Genomic DNA, 16,549 nt, shown 5'->3' on the forward strand with positions numbered 1-16,549 from the left:
CTATCGAGGGGGCGTCCGAGATTCGAGATCTTTTTCCGTGGTCGAACCAGGACGACGGCTATCCCCAGCGACCGCTGCGGCCGAGCAGCAGCGCGGCCGCGGCGACGCCCGCGGTGGAGGTGCGCAGGACGGACGGCCCGAGGAGGTACGCGCCCGCGCCGGCGGTGGTGAAGGCGTCCATCTCGTCCGGGGAGACGCCGCCCTCCGGGCCGACGACCAGGACGACGGAACCGGACGACGGCAGGTCCGCGGAGGCGAGCCGGGCCGCCCCCTCCTCGTGCAGCACGCCCGGGAGGGTGGCCGAGGCGAGCAGGGTGCCGACCTGACGGGTGCTCATCGCCGGGTGCACCACGGGGAACCGCAGCCGCCGTGACTGCTTGCCCGCCTCGCGCGCTGTCGCGCGCCACTTCGCGAGGGCCTTCTCGCCGCGCTCGCCCTTCCACTGCGTGATGCAGCGGGACGCCTGCCAGGGGACGATCTCGTCCACCCCGACCTCGGTCATCAGCTCCACGGCCAGCTCGCCGCGGTCGCCCTTGGGCAGCGCCTGCACCACGACGATCCGCACGTCCGGCTCGGGCTCGGCGAGGAGTTCGCTGACGCTCACGTCGAGGACGTCCTTGCCCTCGACGGCGGCGACGGCCCCGCGCAGCCCGGCGCCCTCACCGTCGGTGAGCACGACCTCCTCACCGGGGTTCAGCCGCTTCACCGAGACGGCGTGCCGCCCTTCCGCACCGTCGAGCCGCACCGTCCCGCCGACCCGCGCGGTCGAGAGTCGGTCGGCGGGGAGGAGGAAGACGGGTGCGGTCACGATGTGCGCTCAGCTTTCGGAAGGAGACAACCCAGGGGCGCGGGGCTCTGCTTGATGAACCACGCGCGCGAGCAACCACCCTATGCGGTGGTTCCCCGACAGACGGGACCATCCGCACAGGGTGGTGTCTGATCGCTACCGACCGTTGAACGCGTCCTTCAGCCGCGAGAACAGTCCCTGCTGCCCGGGAGCGAACTGCCCCGACGGGCGCTCCTCACCGCGCAGCTTCGCCAGCTGGCGCAGCAGGTTCTCCTGCTCCGCGTCCAGCTTGCTCGGGGTGAGGACCTCGACGTGCACGATGAGGTCGCCGCGGCCGCCACCGCGCAGGTGGGTGATGCCGCGCCCGTGCAGCGGGATGGACTGGCCGGACTGCGTGCCCGGACGGATGTCGATCTCCGCCGCGCCGTCCAGCGTCTCCAGGGGGACCTTCGTGCCGAGCGACGCCGCCGTCATCGGCAGGGTGACCGTGCAGTGCAGGTCGTCTCCGCGTCGCTGGAAGATCTTGTGGGGGTTCTCGGAGATCTCGACGTACAGGTCGCCGGGCTGGCCGCCGCCGGGGCCGATCTCGCCCTCGCCGGCCAGTTGGATCCGGGTGCCGGTGTCGACGCCGGCCGGGATCTTGACGGTCAGGGTCCGACGGGCCCGCACGCGGCCGTCGCCGGCGCACTCGGGGCACGGGGTCGGCACGACCGTGCCGAAGCCCTGGCACTGGGGGCAGGGGCGCGAGGTCATGACCTGGCCCAGGAAGGACCGGGTGACCTGGGAGATCTCACCGCGGCCGCGACACATGTCGCAGGTCTGCGCCGAGGTGCCGGGGGCCGCGCCCTCGCCGTTGCAGGTGTTGCAGCGGACCGCCGTGTCGACCTGGATCTCCTTGGTCGTGCCGAAGGCCGCCTCCTCCAGATCGATGTCGATCCGGATCATGGCGTCCTGGCCGCGCCGGGTCCGCGAACGCGGGCCCCGCTGGCCGCCGGCCGCGCCGAAGAACGCGTCCATGATGTCGCTGAAGCCGAAGCCCGCGCCCTGGCCGAAGCCGCCCGCGCCGGCACCCGTGCCGGACGCGGAGAGCGGGTCGCCGCCGAGGTCGTAGACCTGCCGCTTGTTCGGGTCGGAGAGGACCTCGTACGCGGCGTTGATCTCCTTGAACCGCTCCTGCGTCTTCGGGTCCGGGTTGACGTCAGGGTGCAGCTCGCGCGCCAGACGGCGGAAAGCCTTCTTGATCTCGTCCTGACTCGCGTCCCGTCGGACGCCGAGTACCGCGTAGTAGTCCGTGGCCACCAAAATGCTCCGCTAGTTTCCGTCTGAGGCTCGTGCCGGTCGTCGGGCCGTTGTCGTCGGTCCCTGCTGGGTCTCTCGTCGCGTCGTCGATGCCGCCTACGACGCGGCCAGGATCTGGCCGACATACCGGGCAACCGCCCGGACGGCTGCCATGGTTCCCGGATAGTCCATGCGAGTCGGTCCGACCACGCCGAGTTTGGCGACGGACTCGTCGCCCGAACCGTAGCCCACCGAGACGACCGAGGTGGAATTGAGGCCCTCGTAGGCGTTCTCGTGACCGATTCTGACCATCACGCCCGGATCCGCGGTCTCACCCAGCAGCCGAAGCAGTACCACCTGCTCTTCCAGCGCCTCCAGCACGGGAGCGATGGTGAGCGGGAAGTCGTGCGGGAACCGGGTCAGGTTGGCGGTGCCGCCGAGGACGACGCGCTCCTCGGTCTGCTCCACCAACGCCTCGAACAGAGTGGACAGCACCGTCGACACGGCGGGGCGGTCCGCGGGTGTGAAACTTTCGGGCAGATCCTGCAACAGCCTCGGGACCTCCGCGAAGCGGCGGCCCCCTGCCCCGGCGTTGAGGCGGGTGCGCAGATCCCCGAGCATCGCCTCGCCGACCGGCTGCGGGCAGTCCACCAGGCGCTGCTCGACCCGGCCGGTGTCGGTGATCAGCACCAGCATGACCCGGGTCGGGGACAGTGCGACCAGCTCGACGTGCCGGACCGTGGACCGGGTCAGCGAGGGGTACTGGACGACCGCGACCTGACGGGTCAGCTGCGCGAGCAGCCGGACCGTGCGGGCCACCACGTCGTCGAGGTCGACGGCCTGGTCCAGGAAGTTGGTGATCGCCCGGCGCTCCGCCACCGACAGCGGCTTGACCTCGGTCAACCGGTCCACGAAGAGGCGGTAGCCCTTGTCCGTGGGCACCCGGCCGGCACTGGTGTGCGGCTGGTGGATGTAGCCCTCGTCCTCGAGCACGGCCATGTCGTTGCGGACGGTCGCCGAGGAGACGCCGAGGTTGTGCCGGTCGACCAGGGCCTTGGAGCCGACCGGCTCCTCCGTGCCCACATAGTCCTGCACGATGGCGCGCAGCACCGCGAGCTTGCGGTCGTCGAGCTGACGCTCCTCACGCACGGGCACGCACCTCCAGCCGGACCTTGATCCCGTCCCTACCTCGGCTCTGGCACTCTGGACATTCGAGTGCCAGCCTCCGTCAGCTGTCAGTGTAAAGCGCGACGGTCCGCGACCGGAACGTCTGGACCTCGTCAGACGTACCACATACCGAAGGCGGCACGGCAGAATTGCGATCGGCAGTTCACCGCCCAGGAGGGACCTCATGTCCAGGACTCGTTTCGCGCCGGACCGTGGGCTCACCACGCGCATGCTGATCACGATGTTCATGATCGGTCTGCTCTTCGTGGTCTTCGTCGGGCTGCTGCTGGTGGTGCTGCGTGGGGCGTGGCCGATCGTCCTGATCGTCGCCGGCGGGCTGTTCATCGCCCAGTTCTGGTTCAGCGACAAGATCGCCGCGTTCAGCATGGGCGCCCGTGAGGTCTCCCCGCAGGAGTACCCGGAGCTCCACGGCACCATCGACCGCCTCTGCGCACTGGCCGACATGGAGAAGCCGCGCGTCGCCGTGGCCGACACCGACATGCCCAACGCCTTCGCCACGGGCCGCAACGAGAAGAACGCCGTGGTCTGCGTCACCACCGGCCTGCTGCGCCGGCTGGAGCCGGAGGAGCTGGAGGGCGTGCTCGCCCACGAGCTCTCCCACGTCGCCCACCGCGACGTCATGGTGATGACCATCGCCGGCTTCCTCGGCGTGCTGGCGGGCATCATCACCCGCGTCGGCCTGCAGTTCGGCATGTTCGGCGGCTTCAACGACCGCGACAACCGCGACAACGACAACGCGGCGATCGCGGCCCTCGTCGTCATCGCCGTCAGCGCCGTCGTCTACGCGATCAGCTTCCTGCTGACGCGTCTGCTGTCGCGCTACCGCGAGCTGTCCGCGGACCGCTCGGCCGCGCTGCTGACCGGCCGTCCGTCGGCGCTGGCCTCGGCGCTGACCAAGGTGACCGGCGACATCGCCGCGATCCCGACCAAGGACCTGCGCCAGGCCCAGCCGTACAACGCCTTCTACTTCGCCCCGGCCCTGTCGGCCCGCGAGGTCGCGGCGAACGCCTTCTCCACCCACCCCTCGCTGGAGCAGCGCCTCGAGCAGCTCGGCAAGATCTCCGCCGAGCTCGGCAAGGGCTGAGCTTTGCGCTAGAACAGCAGCAGAGAAGTAGAAAGACGCGCCGCGAGGCCGGCCGAGAGGAAGACGTAGCGATGGGTTTCCTGGATGCCCTGCTGGGCCGCACCAAGCCGGTCAAGCCCGATCTCGACCAGCTCTTCGGCCTCCCCTCGGCCGCGATCACCCTGGAGGCGGCGGCCGGCTTCAAGCCGACCGGCGTCGGCTCCGTCTGCTTCGCCGCTGCCGAGGGCGGCGCCTTCGCCCAGGTCCAGCAGGACATCCAGGCCCTGCTGGACGCGGACACCGGCCGCGGCGGCGCGCCGATCGAGGTGACCCAGCGCGACTCCTACGGCTACCGCTGGATCACCGCCCGCCAGTCACCGGACGACATCGTCTCGCTGGTCAACGACGTCCACGCGGTCAACTCGGGCCTGGAGTCCCAGGGCTTCGGCCCGCAGCTGCTGTGCACCCTGGTGAACTTCACCGACGCCCAGCAGCGCCGGCTCGCGCTGGTCTACCTCTACAAGCGCGGCAGCTTCTACCCCTTCGCCCCGCTCCCGGGCGAGAAGCGGGACAACCCGCTGGAACTCCAGATCAAGGCGATGCTCGGCAACGACCTGCGCATCGAACAGGACCTCAACCGCTGGTTCCCCGTGTGGGGCGCGCCGGGGTTGTAGTCCCAGTCCTACGATGAGGGCGATGCATCGTCAGTCGGTCCGTACGAGGGATGCCGATGAACCCGCGCCACTACGAGCTGCTGGAACGGGCCCGGAAGGCCGCGCCTGAGAACGTCAAGGTCGAGCTCAGCGGCGACATCGTCGTCATGCAGGCGTCCCCGTCAGCGCTGCACCAGCGCAACCTCGCCATCGTGCAGCGCCAGTTCGAGGCGAACTGCCCTCCGGGCTACTTCCCCAGCGGCAGCAGCGATCTTGCGTCTGCCGAGGTGGGCAAGGTCCGCAACCCGGATCTGACGTACCTGCCCGACGAGTCCGTCGATCTGCCGGAACACGACGTCCCGGCCCGCATGGCCCTGGTGGCCGTCGAGCTTGTGTCGCCGAAGAACCCGGAGAACGACTGGATCGGCAAGCTGCGCGACTACCCGGTGATGGGGATCCCGCTGTACCTCATCGTCGACGCACGCGCGAAGACCGTGACGCTCTTCTCGGAGCCGGAGAACGGTCGGTACCGAAGCCGCGAGGACGCCGACTTCGGCGAGACCGTCCGCATCCCCGCCCCTTTCGACTTCGTTCTCGAAACCGCCGCGCTCCTCCCGATCACGGGCTGACGGCGGGCAGCGGGCGGCGGCCCGTGACGGTCAGCAGGATGTCCTTGGCCGGGAGCTCCACCACGTGCGCTCCCGTGCCGATGGCGATCTCCGCGTCGGTGGCGCGGAGGGTGAAGCCGGTGAGGTCGACGCCGAAGTAGGCCAGCGAGCGGGCGTTGGTGTCGGTGTTGGCCAGGACGATGGCGATCCGGTCCGGCGGGGCGGCCGGGAGGCCGAGGGGTTCGGTGATGTCGAGCCCGTGGATCACGTCGTGGCTCAGCGCGCCCGCCTGGCCGCCGCGCGGGGGCTGCCAGGGGTGGTGGATGTTGCCGCGCAGGGAGCGCAGCAGCTCGTCCGCGGACATGCGGGAGGCGTCCCGGCGGGCGGCGGTGTCGGAGTAGCGGTTGAAGGAGAAGCCCGCGGCCGCCAACCCTGCGATGAAGCGCAGCGGCCTGGTCCGGAACGGGAAGGTGATGTGCGCGACGACCTCGCGCACCCGCCAGCCCGCGCACAGGGACGGCGCGTCCCACTGCGCGGGGGTGAGGCCGGCGAGCAGTGCGGCGAGGCGCTCGCGCTCGGCGTAGGTCTGGGCCCGCGGATCGGTCTGCTCGGCGTGCGTCGTCATGATCGTGCCCGGTCTTCCTGGTCGGAGAAGCGCTGACACTCCTGGTACGACCGGGCCATCCGGAACTCATCGGTCGCCGCGGAACGAGTTCACGGATGCGGCGGCAGGCCGAACTCCGCGAACCGCTCCCCCGCGCCGAGGTAGGTGACGATCTCGCTGATCCGGCCGCCGCGCACCTCCAGGACGAGCAGCGCGAAGGGCCGCAGCACCCCGTCCGCGTCCGGCCGGTACTGGCCGATGGTCGGGCAGCCGTTGGCGCCGGCGCCCGGCAGCATGCGGTCGTCGGCGCAGTACTCCGCGCCCGCCTCGATGGCCGCCCCGATGGCGGCCGGACCGTGCAGCCACCACAGGAACGGCGGCATGCCGGAGCGCACGTCGTCGGCGAGCAGACCGATCAGCCGGTCCACGTCGTGGGACTCGAAGGCGTCCACGTAGTCGCGCAGCAGTCGCCGCTGCGCGGCGTCGTCCGGGTCCACGGGGTCCACCGGGTCGGCGGGCGCGGGCCGGTGTTCCTCCAGCGTGGCGCGGGCCCGTTGGAGCGCGCTGTTCGCGGCGGCCGTCGAACAGTCGAGGATCCGCGCGGTCTCGGCCGCCGTGAATCCGAGGACGTCGCGCAGCACCAGCGCCGCCCGCTGGCGCGGCGGCAGCCACTGGAGCGCGGCGACGAAGGCCAGCCGCACCGACTCGCGGCGCACGGCGAGCTCGGCCGGGTCGGCCACGTGCGGCAGGCGCGAGTCCGCCAGCGGCTCGACCCACTGCGAGTCGGGCAGCGGCGCGCCCAGTTCGCCGCTGGTCGACGCGGGACCAAGGTCCCACGGCAGGGCCCGGCGGCGCGCTCCGCGCAGCAGGTCCAGGCAGACGTTGGTGGCGATGCTGTGCACCCAGGTGGACAGGCTCGCCCGGCTCGCGTCGTGGCGGTGGAGGTTGCGGTGGGCGCGCAGCAGCGTCTCCTGCACGGCGTCGTCGACCTCCCCGGCGGCGCCCAGCATCCGGTAGCAGTAGCCCGTGAGCGGGCCCCGGAGCGGTTCGAGCGTCGTCTCGGCGTACGGTGCGGCCACCCGCCCATGATGGCGAATCAATCCCCGCGACGCCGCCACCCACGCCCACCGGGCCCGCCTCTGCGATGATCGGCGGGTGAGCCGATATGACGCGCTGGACCTGACGCCGCCGTGGAAGCGGCCCTCCGCCGTGCCGGAGGTTCCCGCCGAGCGGGACCTGGTGGTGGAGGAGGCCACGACGGGCTTCTGCGGTGCGGTGGTGCGCTGCGAGAAGACCGCCGAGGGGTTCACCGTCACCCTGGAGGACCGGCACGGCAAGCTGCGGGTCTTCCCGCTGACGCCGCGTGGGTTCCTGGTGGACGGCCGGCCGGTGACGCTGGTGCGCCCGCAGCCGGGCGCGGCCGTGAAGCCGCAGGGCCCGGCGCGGACCGCGTCGGGGTCGATCGCCGTGCAGGGCGTGAAGGCGCGCGTGGCGCTGCCGAGCCGGATCTACGTCGAGGGCCGGCACGACGCCGAGCTGGTCGAGCGGGTCTGGGGCGACGACCTGCGGATCGAGGGGGTCGTCGTCGAGTACCTGGAGGGCGTCGACGATCTGCCCGCCATCGTCGCGGAGTTCGCCCCGGAGCCGGGGCGGCGTCTCGGCGTGCTGGTGGACCACCTGGTGCCGGGCAGCAAGGAGGCGCGGATCGCCGCGCAGGTCACCGGCGACCACGTGCTGGTGGTCGGGCATCCGTTCATCGACATCTGGGCGGCCGTGAAGCCCGCGTCCGTCGGCATCGCCGCCTGGCCGCAGGTGCCGCGCGGGGAGGACTGGAAGTCGGGCGTCTGCGCCCGGCTGGGGTGGCCGCTGGACACCCCGGCCGCGTGGCGGCGCATCCGTGGCAGCGTCACCTCCTACAAGGACCTCGACCCGGCGCTGCTGGGCCGGGTCGAGGAGCTGATCGACTTCGTCACGCAGCCGGACTGAGGAGGCCCTCTCAGCCCATCGGTGGAGGCGGGTCAACCGTTCGGTGGGGCGCGGGGATTCAGCCCCGCACCCGGTGGATCGGTCGATGTGCGCGGGGCCGTTGGTCGCGACTCTGGAAGGGAGCCGAAGAGACGACCCCAGAGAGGACCCCGGTCATGACCAGCACCAGGACCGACCGTTCCACCGCCACCACCGCCGCCACCGGGACGACCGCCGACGAAGCGCCGGCGCACCCGCTCAGCCTGTCGGCGTTCCGGACCCTGAAGAACCTCGTCACCTGCTACGCCGGACTGAGTGTGGCGACCCTCGCCGTCGCCTACCTGCTGCGCGCGCACAGCGATCTGGTCACCGCGACGGTGTGGGTGCGCGGCGGGATCGTCGCGCTGACCTCGCTGCTGATGCTCTCGTTCGTGACGCGCAGCGCCCGAGGCAGCCGGGGCGCGTTCCGCAGGCTGCGGATCGCCTCGGGCGCGATGGTCGTCGCCATCGCCGTCATCGTCTCGCTCCCCGGGTTCCTGCCCCTGTGGATGCGGATCGAGCAGGGCCTGTGCGGGGTCCTGCTGCTGGGCGTCGTGGCCGTGGCGAACGGCCGTCAGCTGCGCGCCGCCTTCGCCGCGTGAGCGGAGAACGAACGGATGGAGAGTGCGACGCGCACGCCGTCGATAGATTGGCCGGATCAGCGGATTGGTCGCGGTCGGCGGCGGCGCGACGGAGCGGAGGCGGGCGTGGACGGTCCCGGGCGGCGCTGGCCCCTGGCGGCGACGGTCATGCCCTACCTCCTCCTCGCCCTGCTGACCGCGGTGACCGCGGTCAGCAGGACCGGCGGCTCCCGCGTCGCCGATCTGACGCTGTGCGCGGCGGCCGCGGCGTGGATGCTGGCGTTCTTCACGCTCCGCCCGGCGTGGCGGGAGCGCCCGCGCCTGATGGCGGTCTTCTTCGCCGTCCTGATCGGGATCGCGGCCGTGCTGGTGCTCCGCGACCCGTGGTTCGGCTTCTTCACCCCGGCCCTGTACGTGTACGCGTTCCGGGTGGTCCCCTGGCCCTGGGAGCCCGTCGCGGTGGGCGCGGTGGCGGCGGTCGCCGGCACCGCGCAGGCCTACGGCGTGGGCAAGGGCACACCGCTGGGCGCGGCGGAGTACCTGGCGATCCTGCTCGCCAACATCGTGCCGATGTGCGGCTTCTCCTGGTTCGCCCAGCGCAGCAACCGGTACCAGGAGGAGCGGGAGCGCGCCCTGGCCGAGATCAGCGAGGCGAACCGGCGGCTGGAGGCGAGCCTCGCGGAGAACGCCGCGCTGCACGAGCAACTGCTGGCCGGCGCCCGCGAGGCGGGCGTGCAGGACGAGCGTCGCCGGATGGCCCGGGAGATCCACGACACCCTGGCGCAGGGCTTCACCGGCGTCATCGCGCAGCTGCGGGCCGCCGAGCAGGCGGCGGAGGGAGCTGACGCCGCCGCCCCGGCCGTGTGGCACCGCCATGTGGACGCGGCCGCCCGGCTGGCGAAGGAGAGCCTCACCGAGGCCCGCCGCTCGGTGCACGCGCTGCGTCCGGAGCCGCTGCGGACGGCGAGGCTCGGCGAGGCGCTGACCGGCGTGACCGAGCGCTGGACGGCCCTGAGCGGCACGCCGGTGCGGGTCTCCACGACCGGCACGCCCCGGCCGCTGCCCCCGGAGACGGAGCTGGCGCTGCTGCGCACCGCCCAGGAGGCACTGGCCAACGTGGCCAAGCACGCCCGTGCCCGGCAGGTGGCGTTGACGCTGTCGTACCTGGAGGCCGAGGTCGCCCTGGACGTGGTCGACGACGGCACGGGCTTCGACCCCGCGCGCGCGGCGGTCGCCGCTCCGCGCACCGACGGCGGGTTCGGGCTGGTCGGGATGCGGGAACGGATCGAGTCGGTGGCGGGCACACTGCAGATCGAGTCGGAGCCCGGCTCCGGCACCGGCATCTCGGCCCGCGTGCCGGCCGGACCGACGGAGGCGGAGACATGAGTGGGGACATGAGCGGGGACGCGGGAACGACGGGCACGGGCGCGACGGGCGAGGACCCGGCGGGCGAGGCCATGCCGGGTGGGCGCGCGATCCGGCTGCTGGTCGCGGACGACCATCCCGTGGTGCGGGACGGTCTCGCCAGCCTCTTCGCCCGCGAGCCGGGCTTCGAGGTGGTCGGCGAGGCCGCCGACGGCGCGGAGGCGCTGCGGCTGGCCGAGGCGCAGGGCCCGGACGTGATCCTGATGGACCTGCGGATGCCCGGCACCGACGGCGTCACCGCGATCCGCGAGCTGGCCCGCCGCGGCGACCCGGCCCGGGTCCTGGTGCTGACGACGTACGACACCGATACCGACGTCCTGCCCGCGATCGAGGCGGGCGCGGCCGGTTACCTGCTCAAGGACGCCCCGCGTGACGAACTCCTGCGCGCGGTCCGTGCGACGGCACGCGGCGAGTCCGTGCTCGCGTCGTCGGTGGCCGCGCTGCTGATGCGGCGCGTCCGCACACCCGCCCAGACAGCACAGGCCGCGCCGTCCGCCTCGCCCGCCGGGACGGCGGCCGGGGCGACGGCCGGCCCGCCCGCGGCGAGCGGGCCGCTGAGCCAGCGGGAGCTCGAGGTGCTTCAGCTGGTCGCGTCCGGCTGCACCAACCGCGAGGCCGCGGGCCGGCTCTTCATCACCGAAGCCACCGTCAAGTCCCATCTGCTGAACATCTACGCCAAGCTCGGCGTCGGCGACCGGGCGGCAGCGGTGACGGAGGCGTTCAACCGCGGCCTGCTGCGTCCGGTCAGCCCATGAGCGTCGCGCCCGCGAGGAAGCTGTTGCCTGCGACGGCGACGCGCGGCGCGAAGCCGCCGTTTCCATTGCTGACGTAGAGGTAGAAGTGACCACCGGGCGCACGGGCGACCAGCTCGTTGCGGCCGAGGTCGTCCAGCGCGCCGCCGACGACCAGCGCGTTGTAGGCGTTCCAGCCGCCGCCGACGCGCACCCTCGGCAGGAACCCGCCGCGCCCGTTGCCCGCGTAGAACCAGAGCACCCCGGAGGCGTCCCGGGCCACCAGGTCCGGGATCCCGTCGCCGTTCAGGTCGTCGTGGGCGGACATGAGGGTGTAGGCGTTCCAGCCTCCCCCGATCCGCACGCGCGCGAGGAACCCGCCACGGCCGTCGCCGGGGTAGAACCACAGCACTCCGGAGCGGTCCCGGGCCACCAGGTCCGGGATCCCGTCGCCGTTCAGGTCGCCCGGGGCCAGGATGGTCGTGTAGGCGGACCAGCCGCCGCCGATCCGGTGCAGGCTCATCTGGTCGAACGAGTGCGAACGTTGGGTCATGTAGCCCAGGTCGGCGAAGAGGACGCCGTCGGAGCGACGGATCAGCACGTCGCCGTACCCGTCATGGTTGAGGTCCCCGGCCGGGAGGATCAGGTCGGCCCAGCCCGGCGCGTTGCCGTTCTCACCGCTGCCGCCCGCGAGGCACCCGGTGAGCGGCATGACGCAGAAGGAGGAGATGATCCGGTTCGAGGCCATGGCCGCGAACGTGCCGTCCTGGCCGCCGTTGTCGACGGGGCCGATGTAGGCCGTCCAGTTCCGGATCAGCGCCTGGTGCGCCGCGATCGAGGTGTAGACCCGGACCCCGCCGACGACGCAGCCGTTCACCGGGGTCGCGGAGACGCCGATCAGCTTGCCGTCGGCGACGAGGGCGCCGCCCGCGTCGCCGTAGCACTGCTGCTGCTGCGGCACGGCCGGGGCGCCGGGCGCGGGCGTGGTGCAGAAGGTGCCCGCGGCCATCCCCCGGCCGAGCAGGGCCGCGCAGTCGGCGGCGGTGTGCACCTGGACCGCCTCACTGTGGGCGGTGAAGTGGTCGGCGAGCTGGCCGGCCGCGGGGGCGGACGTCGTCCAGGAGTAGAACTCGGCCTGGGTGCCGGAGCGGTAGAGCGCCGCGTCCCCGGCCCCCGCGAGGACGGGCGCGCTGACGCTGCTCGTGCTGTCGAAGAGCACGGCCAGGTCGTCCTGTCCGGTCTTGGGGTCGTAGCGCGGATCGGCCCGGTGCGGCCCGCCGCCGCCCCCGCCGGCCATCGCGCCGGTCGCGGTGGCGAAGCCCTGGAGCTGGTCGGGGCCGCGCGTGACCGAGCAGTCGGCGGGCACCAGCTCGCGGAAGGTCCCCAGGCTGATCCCGCTGCAGTAGCGCCCGGTGTAGCCCGTCGCGTTCGAGACGAGCGCGGTCCAGGTGCCGCGCAGCCAGCCGGGCATCGTGCCGGCGGTCGCGGTCGCGGTGGCGCCAGCGGCGACCGTGTGCGCACCCGCGCCGCCGGTCGCGGCCGGGGCGGCCGACGCGACCAATGCCGACGGCGCGAACCCGGTCCCCGCCGCCATGGCGGCCAGCACCGCGCACGTCGCCAAGGCTCTGTGGACGGTCTTCCTCATCGCTTCTCCCCCCCGTCGGTGGTGACACCGCGTCAAGTCGCTCGGGCCGCCCGTGCCGGGCGGGCAGCGGTGATCCTACGCCCGGAGGTCGGAGCCCGTGCCGGGACGAGTGGAAGTCGCGCGAAGGAGCGCCACCGCGGGGACGTCAGAAGCTGATCTCCACGGTGGCGATGGGGTGCCGGCGCCGACGGCCCGTCAGCCTGGACCACCAGTCCCCCAACCGGAACATCAGGTACTTGCGGCCCATCAGGCGGCGCACCTTCTCGGTGCCCTCGGCGTCGAGGAGCCGTCCGGTGCCCTCGGCCTCCGCCGCGCCCGGCGCGATCCGGCCGCGCACGTCGCAGACGACGACCTTGACGGCGCCGTCCCGGCGCAGGCGCTTGACCTTGCCGCTGCCGGCCTCGGTCCAGACGTAGAGCTTGCCGTCGTCGATCGCGTGCCAGACCGGGGTGGCCACCGGCGTGCCGTTCTTCCGGTACGTGGTGAGGCTGACGTAGCGGGCGCGGGTCAGCGCGTCGAGGACGCTCGGGGTGAGTGGGGTCACGCCGCAGACGCTACCGCGCCGGGGCCCCGCCGCCCCACGGCCCCGCCGACGCCCGTCAGTCGACCAGGTCCCGGACCACCGCGTCCGCGAGCAGGCGTCCGCGCAGCGTCAGCACGGCCCGGCCCGCCGCGAACGGCCCGGCCTCCAACAGCCCGTCCGCCAGTGCCTGGTCGGCCGCCTTGCGACCGGCCTCGCGCAACAGGTCGAGCGGGCAGCCCTCGGAGAGGCGGAGCTCCAGCAGGACCCGCTCGACGCGCCGGTCCTCGCCCTCCAGCCGCTCGCGGCCCTGGGCCGGGGTCGCGCCCGCCTCCAGCGCCTGCGCGTAGGCCGCGGGGTGCTTGCGGTTCCACCAGCGGACGCCGCCGACGTGGCTGTGCGCGCCGGGGCCGGCGCCCCACCAGTCGGCGCCGGTCCAGTAGAGCTCGTTGTGCCGGCAGCGCGCGGCCGGCGAGGTCGCCCAGTTGGAGACCTCGTACCACTCCATGCCGGCCGCGCGGAGCCGCTCCTCCGCGATGAGGTAGCGATCGGCGTGGACGTCGTCGTCCGTCATCGGGATCTCGCCGCGGCGGATGCGGGCGGCCAGCTTGGTGCCCTCCTCGACGATGAGGGCGTAGGCGCTGACATGGTCCGGCTCGGCGGCGAGCGCGGCGTCCAGGGAGGCGCGCCAGTCGTCGTCGGACTCGCCCGGGGTGCCGTAGATCAGGTCGAGGTTGACGTGCTCGAAGCCCGCGGCGCGCGCTTCGGCGACGCAGGCCTGCGGGCGGCCCGGGGTGTGGTGGCGGTCGAGGAGCTGGAGCACGTGCGGGCGCACGCTCTGCATGCCGAAGCTGAGCCGGGTGAAGCCGCCCTCGCGCAGCTCGCTCAGATAGGCGGGGTCGACGGACTCCGGATTGGCCTCCGTCGTCACCTCCGCGCCGGGCGCGAGGCCGAACTCGTCGCGGATCGCGCCCAGCATCCGCACCAGGTCGCGGGCGGGCAGCAGCGTCGGCGTGCCGCCGCCGAGGAAGACCGTCTCGACCGGCAGGTCGGCGTCGCCGAGGACGCGGCGCGCGAGCCTGATCTCGGCGATCAGGTGCTCGGCGTAGGTGTCCTGGGAGGCGACGGCGCCGGAGGAGCGCAGCTCGGTGGCGGTGTAGGTGTTGAAGTCGCAGTACCCGCAGCGCGTGGCGCAGTACGGGACGTGGACGTAGAAGCCGAAGGGGCGCGCGCCCAGCCCGCCGAGGGCGGTCTCGGGCAGCGCGCCGTCGGCGGGGACGGCTTCGCCGTCGGGCAGAGCGGAGGGCATGCCGTCCATTGTCCGCTATCTGTCGGGCATGCCCTCCGGCGACCGCCTACGCCTCCCGCGCGCCCGCGTACATCGCCTCGATCAGCTCGGCGTTCTCCCGCTCGACGACGGGGCGCTTGACCTTCAGGCTCGGGGTGAGCTCGCCGTGCTCGACGTCGAGGTCGCGCGGCAGGACGGTGAACTTCTTGATCGTCTGCCAGCGCTGGAGCCCGCCGTTGAGCTGGTCGACGAAGCCGGAGATCAGCGTGTGGGTCTCGGCGGAGGTGCAGACCTCGGCGTAGGACCTGCCCGCCTGGCCGTTGGTGCCCGCCCACTGCATGATGGCCGGCTCGTCCAGGGTGATCAGCGCGGTGCAGAAGTTGCGGCCGTTGCCGATGACCAGGATGTTGCTGACGAACGGGCAGACCGCCTTGAACCGGCCCTCGACCTCGCTCGGCGCGACGTACTTGCCGCCGGAGGTCTTGAACATGTCCTTCTTGCGGTCGGTGATCCGCAGGAAGCCGTCCTTGTCGAGCTCGCCGATGTCGCCGGTGTGGAACCAGCCGTCGGCTTCCAGCACCTCGGCGGTCTTCTCGGGCTGGTTGTGGTAGCCCTGCATGACGCCGGGGCCGCGCAGCAGGATCTCGCCGTCCTCGGCGATGCGGACCTCGGTACCCGGCAGCGGGCGGCCGACGGTGCCGATGCGGTAGCTCTCGCCGGGGTTGACCGTGGAACCGGCCGAGGTCTCGCTCAGGCCGTAGCCCTCGAGGATGTGGACGCCCACGCCCGAGAAGAAGTAGTTGATGTCCGGGGCCAGCGCCGCCGACCCCGACACGCAGGCCCGCAGCTGTCCGCCGAAGGCCGCGCGGATCTTGGCGTAGATGAGCTTGTCCGCGACCGCGTGCTTGAGCTGGAGCGGGAACGGGACGGTCCGCGAACCGGTCGTGACCTCGTTCTTCTGCGCGGTCTCGGCGTACTCGCGGGCGACCCCGGCGGCCCACATGAAGATCTTGTACTTGGCGCCGCCCTCGGCCCGCGCCTTGCCGGCGATGCCGTTGTAGACCTTCTCGAAGATGCGCGGCGCGGCGGCCATGTAGGTCGGCTGGACCAGCGGCAGGTTGGTGATGATCCTGTCGATCCGGCCGTCGACCGCGATGACCGAGCCCTGCTGGATGTGACCGGAGGTCAGCGTCTTGCCGAAGACGTGGGACAGCGGCAGCCACAGGTACTGCACGTCGGTGTCGTCGGTCAGGCCGAGGGAGGTCTGCGCGGCGGCCTGGTAGGCCCAGCAGTCGTGGAGCAGGCGGACGCCCTTGGGCCGGCCGGTGGTGCCGGAGGTGTAGATGAGGGTGGCCAGCTGCTCGCGCTTGATCGAGGCGACGGCCGCGGCGACCGCGTCGCCGTGCTCCTTCAGGTGGGCGGCGCCGCGCTCCTCCAGCTCCGCGAGGGAGAGCACCTCGACCCCGTCCGGCTGCGCGCCCGGCTCGGGCCTGCTGCCGTCGACGGTGACCACGAACCGGATCTCCGGCGCCTCGCCGAGCACGCCCAGCACCTTGGCCAGCTGCTTGCCGTCCTCGACGAAGATCGCCCGGCTGCCGGAGTCGGAGAGGATGAACGCGGTCTCCTCGCCGTTGGTGCTCGGGTAGACGGCGGTGACGGCCGCGCCCGCGCACATGATGCCGAGGTCGATCAGGATCCACTCGATCCGCGTCGAACAGGAGATGCCGACGCGCTCCTCCGGGACGACGCCGAGGCTCATCAGGCCGGCCGCGATGCCCTGGACGCGCTCCGCCGCCTGCCCCCAGGTCATGGAACGCCACTGCTCGGCGCCCGGCGCGCCGTCGGCGGCGTGGTCGTCGACCGGTACGGGATAGCGGTAGGCCACCCGGTCCGGGGTGGAGGCGACACGGGCGAGGAAAAGCTGCGCCACGGACTCCGGGCGATTGTCCAGCAGGGGCTCGGCGACGAGCGGCTTCAAGCTCACGGCTACCTCCGGTGCCCGGACGGCCGGTGTGGGGCGGCCGAGGGGCGAAAAGCGGTGCGGACGGCGGGGCTGACTGCGGGGGTGGACGAGGGCGGACTGCGGTGCGGGCAGACCGCGGGCGTCACTTCTGACCCACTGCTTAACTCACGAGTAACCAGCGGGCAACGATCAGCGTAGGACGTTAGGGGCC

16 protein-coding genes are annotated in these 16,549 nt (G+C 72.6%); 7 read left to right on the forward strand and 9 right to left on the reverse strand.

Features of this window, described 5'->3' with window-relative positions:
• Positions 1–58: 58 nt before the first annotated feature.
• The 3 genes from TR50_RS12320 to hrcA form a co-directional block, all read right to left on the reverse strand.
• Positions 59–808 carry a 16S rRNA (uracil(1498)-N(3))-methyltransferase gene (locus TR50_RS12320; protein WP_042419316.1) on the reverse strand — a complete coding sequence of 250 codons (750 nt, stop codon included), beginning with the start codon at positions 806–808 and terminating at the stop codon, positions 59–61.
• Between the two features lie 135 nt (positions 809–943).
• Positions 944–2,086 carry a molecular chaperone DnaJ gene (gene dnaJ, locus TR50_RS12325; RefSeq protein ID WP_042367929.1) on the reverse strand — a complete coding sequence of 381 codons (1,143 nt, stop codon included), beginning with the start codon at positions 2,084–2,086 and terminating at the stop codon, positions 944–946.
• A gap of 96 nt (positions 2,087–2,182) precedes the next feature.
• Complete coding sequence (gene hrcA / locus TR50_RS12330) at positions 2,183–3,214, reverse strand: heat-inducible transcriptional repressor HrcA (RefSeq protein WP_042419319.1); 1,032 nt, start codon at positions 3,212–3,214, stop codon at positions 2,183–2,185.
• A 202-nt stretch (positions 3,215–3,416) separates the two neighbouring features.
• Here hrcA and htpX point away from each other — a divergent pair, with 202 nt between their 5' ends.
• The 3 genes from htpX to TR50_RS12345 all read left to right on the forward strand — a co-directional run bounded on the left by htpX (position 3,417) and on the right by TR50_RS12345 (position 5,598).
• Positions 3,417–4,337 carry a zinc metalloprotease HtpX gene (htpX, locus tag TR50_RS12335; RefSeq protein ID WP_042419321.1) on the forward strand — a complete coding sequence of 307 codons (921 nt, stop codon included), beginning with the start codon at positions 3,417–3,419 and terminating at the stop codon, positions 4,335–4,337.
• 71 nt (positions 4,338–4,408) lie between these two features.
• On the forward strand, positions 4,409–4,990 hold the full coding sequence (gene pspAB, locus TR50_RS12340) for a PspA-associated protein PspAB (RefSeq protein ID WP_042419324.1): 582 nt from the start codon (positions 4,409–4,411) through the stop codon (positions 4,988–4,990).
• Between the two features lie 56 nt (positions 4,991–5,046).
• Entirely contained in the window at positions 5,047–5,598 is a 552-nt protein-coding gene (locus TR50_RS12345) for a Uma2 family endonuclease (protein WP_042419486.1), read from the forward strand.
• On the opposite strand, the gene TR50_RS12350 is transcribed toward TR50_RS12345, so the two are convergent.
• Together TR50_RS12350 and TR50_RS12355 are read right to left on the reverse strand one after the other, a co-directional pair.
• Positions 5,588–6,202 carry a maleylpyruvate isomerase family mycothiol-dependent enzyme gene (locus TR50_RS12350; protein ID WP_042419327.1) on the reverse strand — a complete coding sequence of 205 codons (615 nt, stop codon included), beginning with the start codon at positions 6,200–6,202 and terminating at the stop codon, positions 5,588–5,590. The two genes, TR50_RS12345 and TR50_RS12350, sit on opposite strands and share 11 nt — an antisense overlap.
• Positions 6,203–6,291: 89 nt before the next feature.
• The gene (locus TR50_RS12355) at positions 6,292–7,260 is read right to left on the reverse strand and encodes an RNA polymerase subunit sigma-70 (RefSeq protein ID WP_052440938.1); all 969 of its coding nucleotides are present in this window, start codon (positions 7,258–7,260) and stop codon (positions 6,292–6,294) included.
• Positions 7,261–7,336: 76 nt separating this feature from the next.
• Between TR50_RS12355 and TR50_RS12360 the strand changes: the two genes are divergently transcribed.
• The 4 genes from TR50_RS12360 (at position 7,337) to TR50_RS12375 (ending at position 10,946) form a co-directional block, all read left to right on the forward strand.
• Positions 7,337–8,167 carry a DUF3097 domain-containing protein gene (locus tag TR50_RS12360; protein WP_042419333.1) on the forward strand — a complete coding sequence of 277 codons (831 nt, stop codon included), beginning with the start codon at positions 7,337–7,339 and terminating at the stop codon, positions 8,165–8,167.
• A gap of 155 nt (positions 8,168–8,322) precedes the next feature.
• Positions 8,323–8,787: a hypothetical protein gene (locus tag TR50_RS12365; RefSeq protein WP_236654385.1), complete on the forward strand. Its 465-nt coding sequence runs from the start codon at positions 8,323–8,325 to the stop codon at positions 8,785–8,787.
• Between the two features lie 105 nt (positions 8,788–8,892).
• Positions 8,893–10,152, forward strand: coding sequence for a sensor histidine kinase (locus TR50_RS12370; RefSeq protein WP_201776819.1), 1,260 nt, complete (start codon positions 8,893–8,895; stop codon positions 10,150–10,152).
• Positions 10,153–10,223: 71 nt separating this feature from the next.
• Positions 10,224–10,946, forward strand: coding sequence for a response regulator transcription factor (locus tag TR50_RS12375; RefSeq protein WP_042419495.1), 723 nt, complete (start codon positions 10,224–10,226; stop codon positions 10,944–10,946).
• On the opposite strand, the gene TR50_RS12380 is transcribed toward TR50_RS12375, so the two are convergent.
• From TR50_RS12380 to TR50_RS12395, 4 genes are all read right to left on the reverse strand, one after another.
• Complete coding sequence (locus TR50_RS12380) at positions 10,936–12,567, reverse strand: FG-GAP repeat domain-containing protein (RefSeq protein ID WP_152648369.1); 1,632 nt, start codon at positions 12,565–12,567, stop codon at positions 10,936–10,938. The two genes, TR50_RS12375 and TR50_RS12380, sit on opposite strands and share 11 nt — an antisense overlap.
• Before the next feature lie 145 nt (positions 12,568–12,712).
• A complete protein-coding gene (locus TR50_RS12385) occupies positions 12,713–13,111 on the reverse strand; it encodes a PPOX class F420-dependent oxidoreductase (RefSeq protein WP_052440939.1) in 399 nt (132 codons plus the stop codon).
• 55 nt (positions 13,112–13,166) lie between these two features.
• Positions 13,167–14,396, reverse strand: a complete 1,230-nt coding sequence (gene hemW, locus TR50_RS12390) for a radical SAM family heme chaperone HemW (RefSeq protein ID WP_042419500.1) — start codon at positions 14,394–14,396, stop codon at positions 13,167–13,169.
• A 46-nt stretch (positions 14,397–14,442) separates the two neighbouring features.
• A complete protein-coding gene (locus tag TR50_RS12395; protein ID WP_236654386.1) occupies positions 14,443–16,359 on the reverse strand; it encodes an AMP-dependent synthetase/ligase in 1,917 nt (638 codons plus the stop codon).
• Positions 16,360–16,549 lie beyond the last annotated feature (190 nt).

This window comes from Streptacidiphilus anmyonensis, assembly GCF_000787855.1.
GTDB lineage: Bacteria > Actinomycetota > Actinomycetes > Streptomycetales > Streptomycetaceae > Streptacidiphilus > Streptacidiphilus anmyonensis.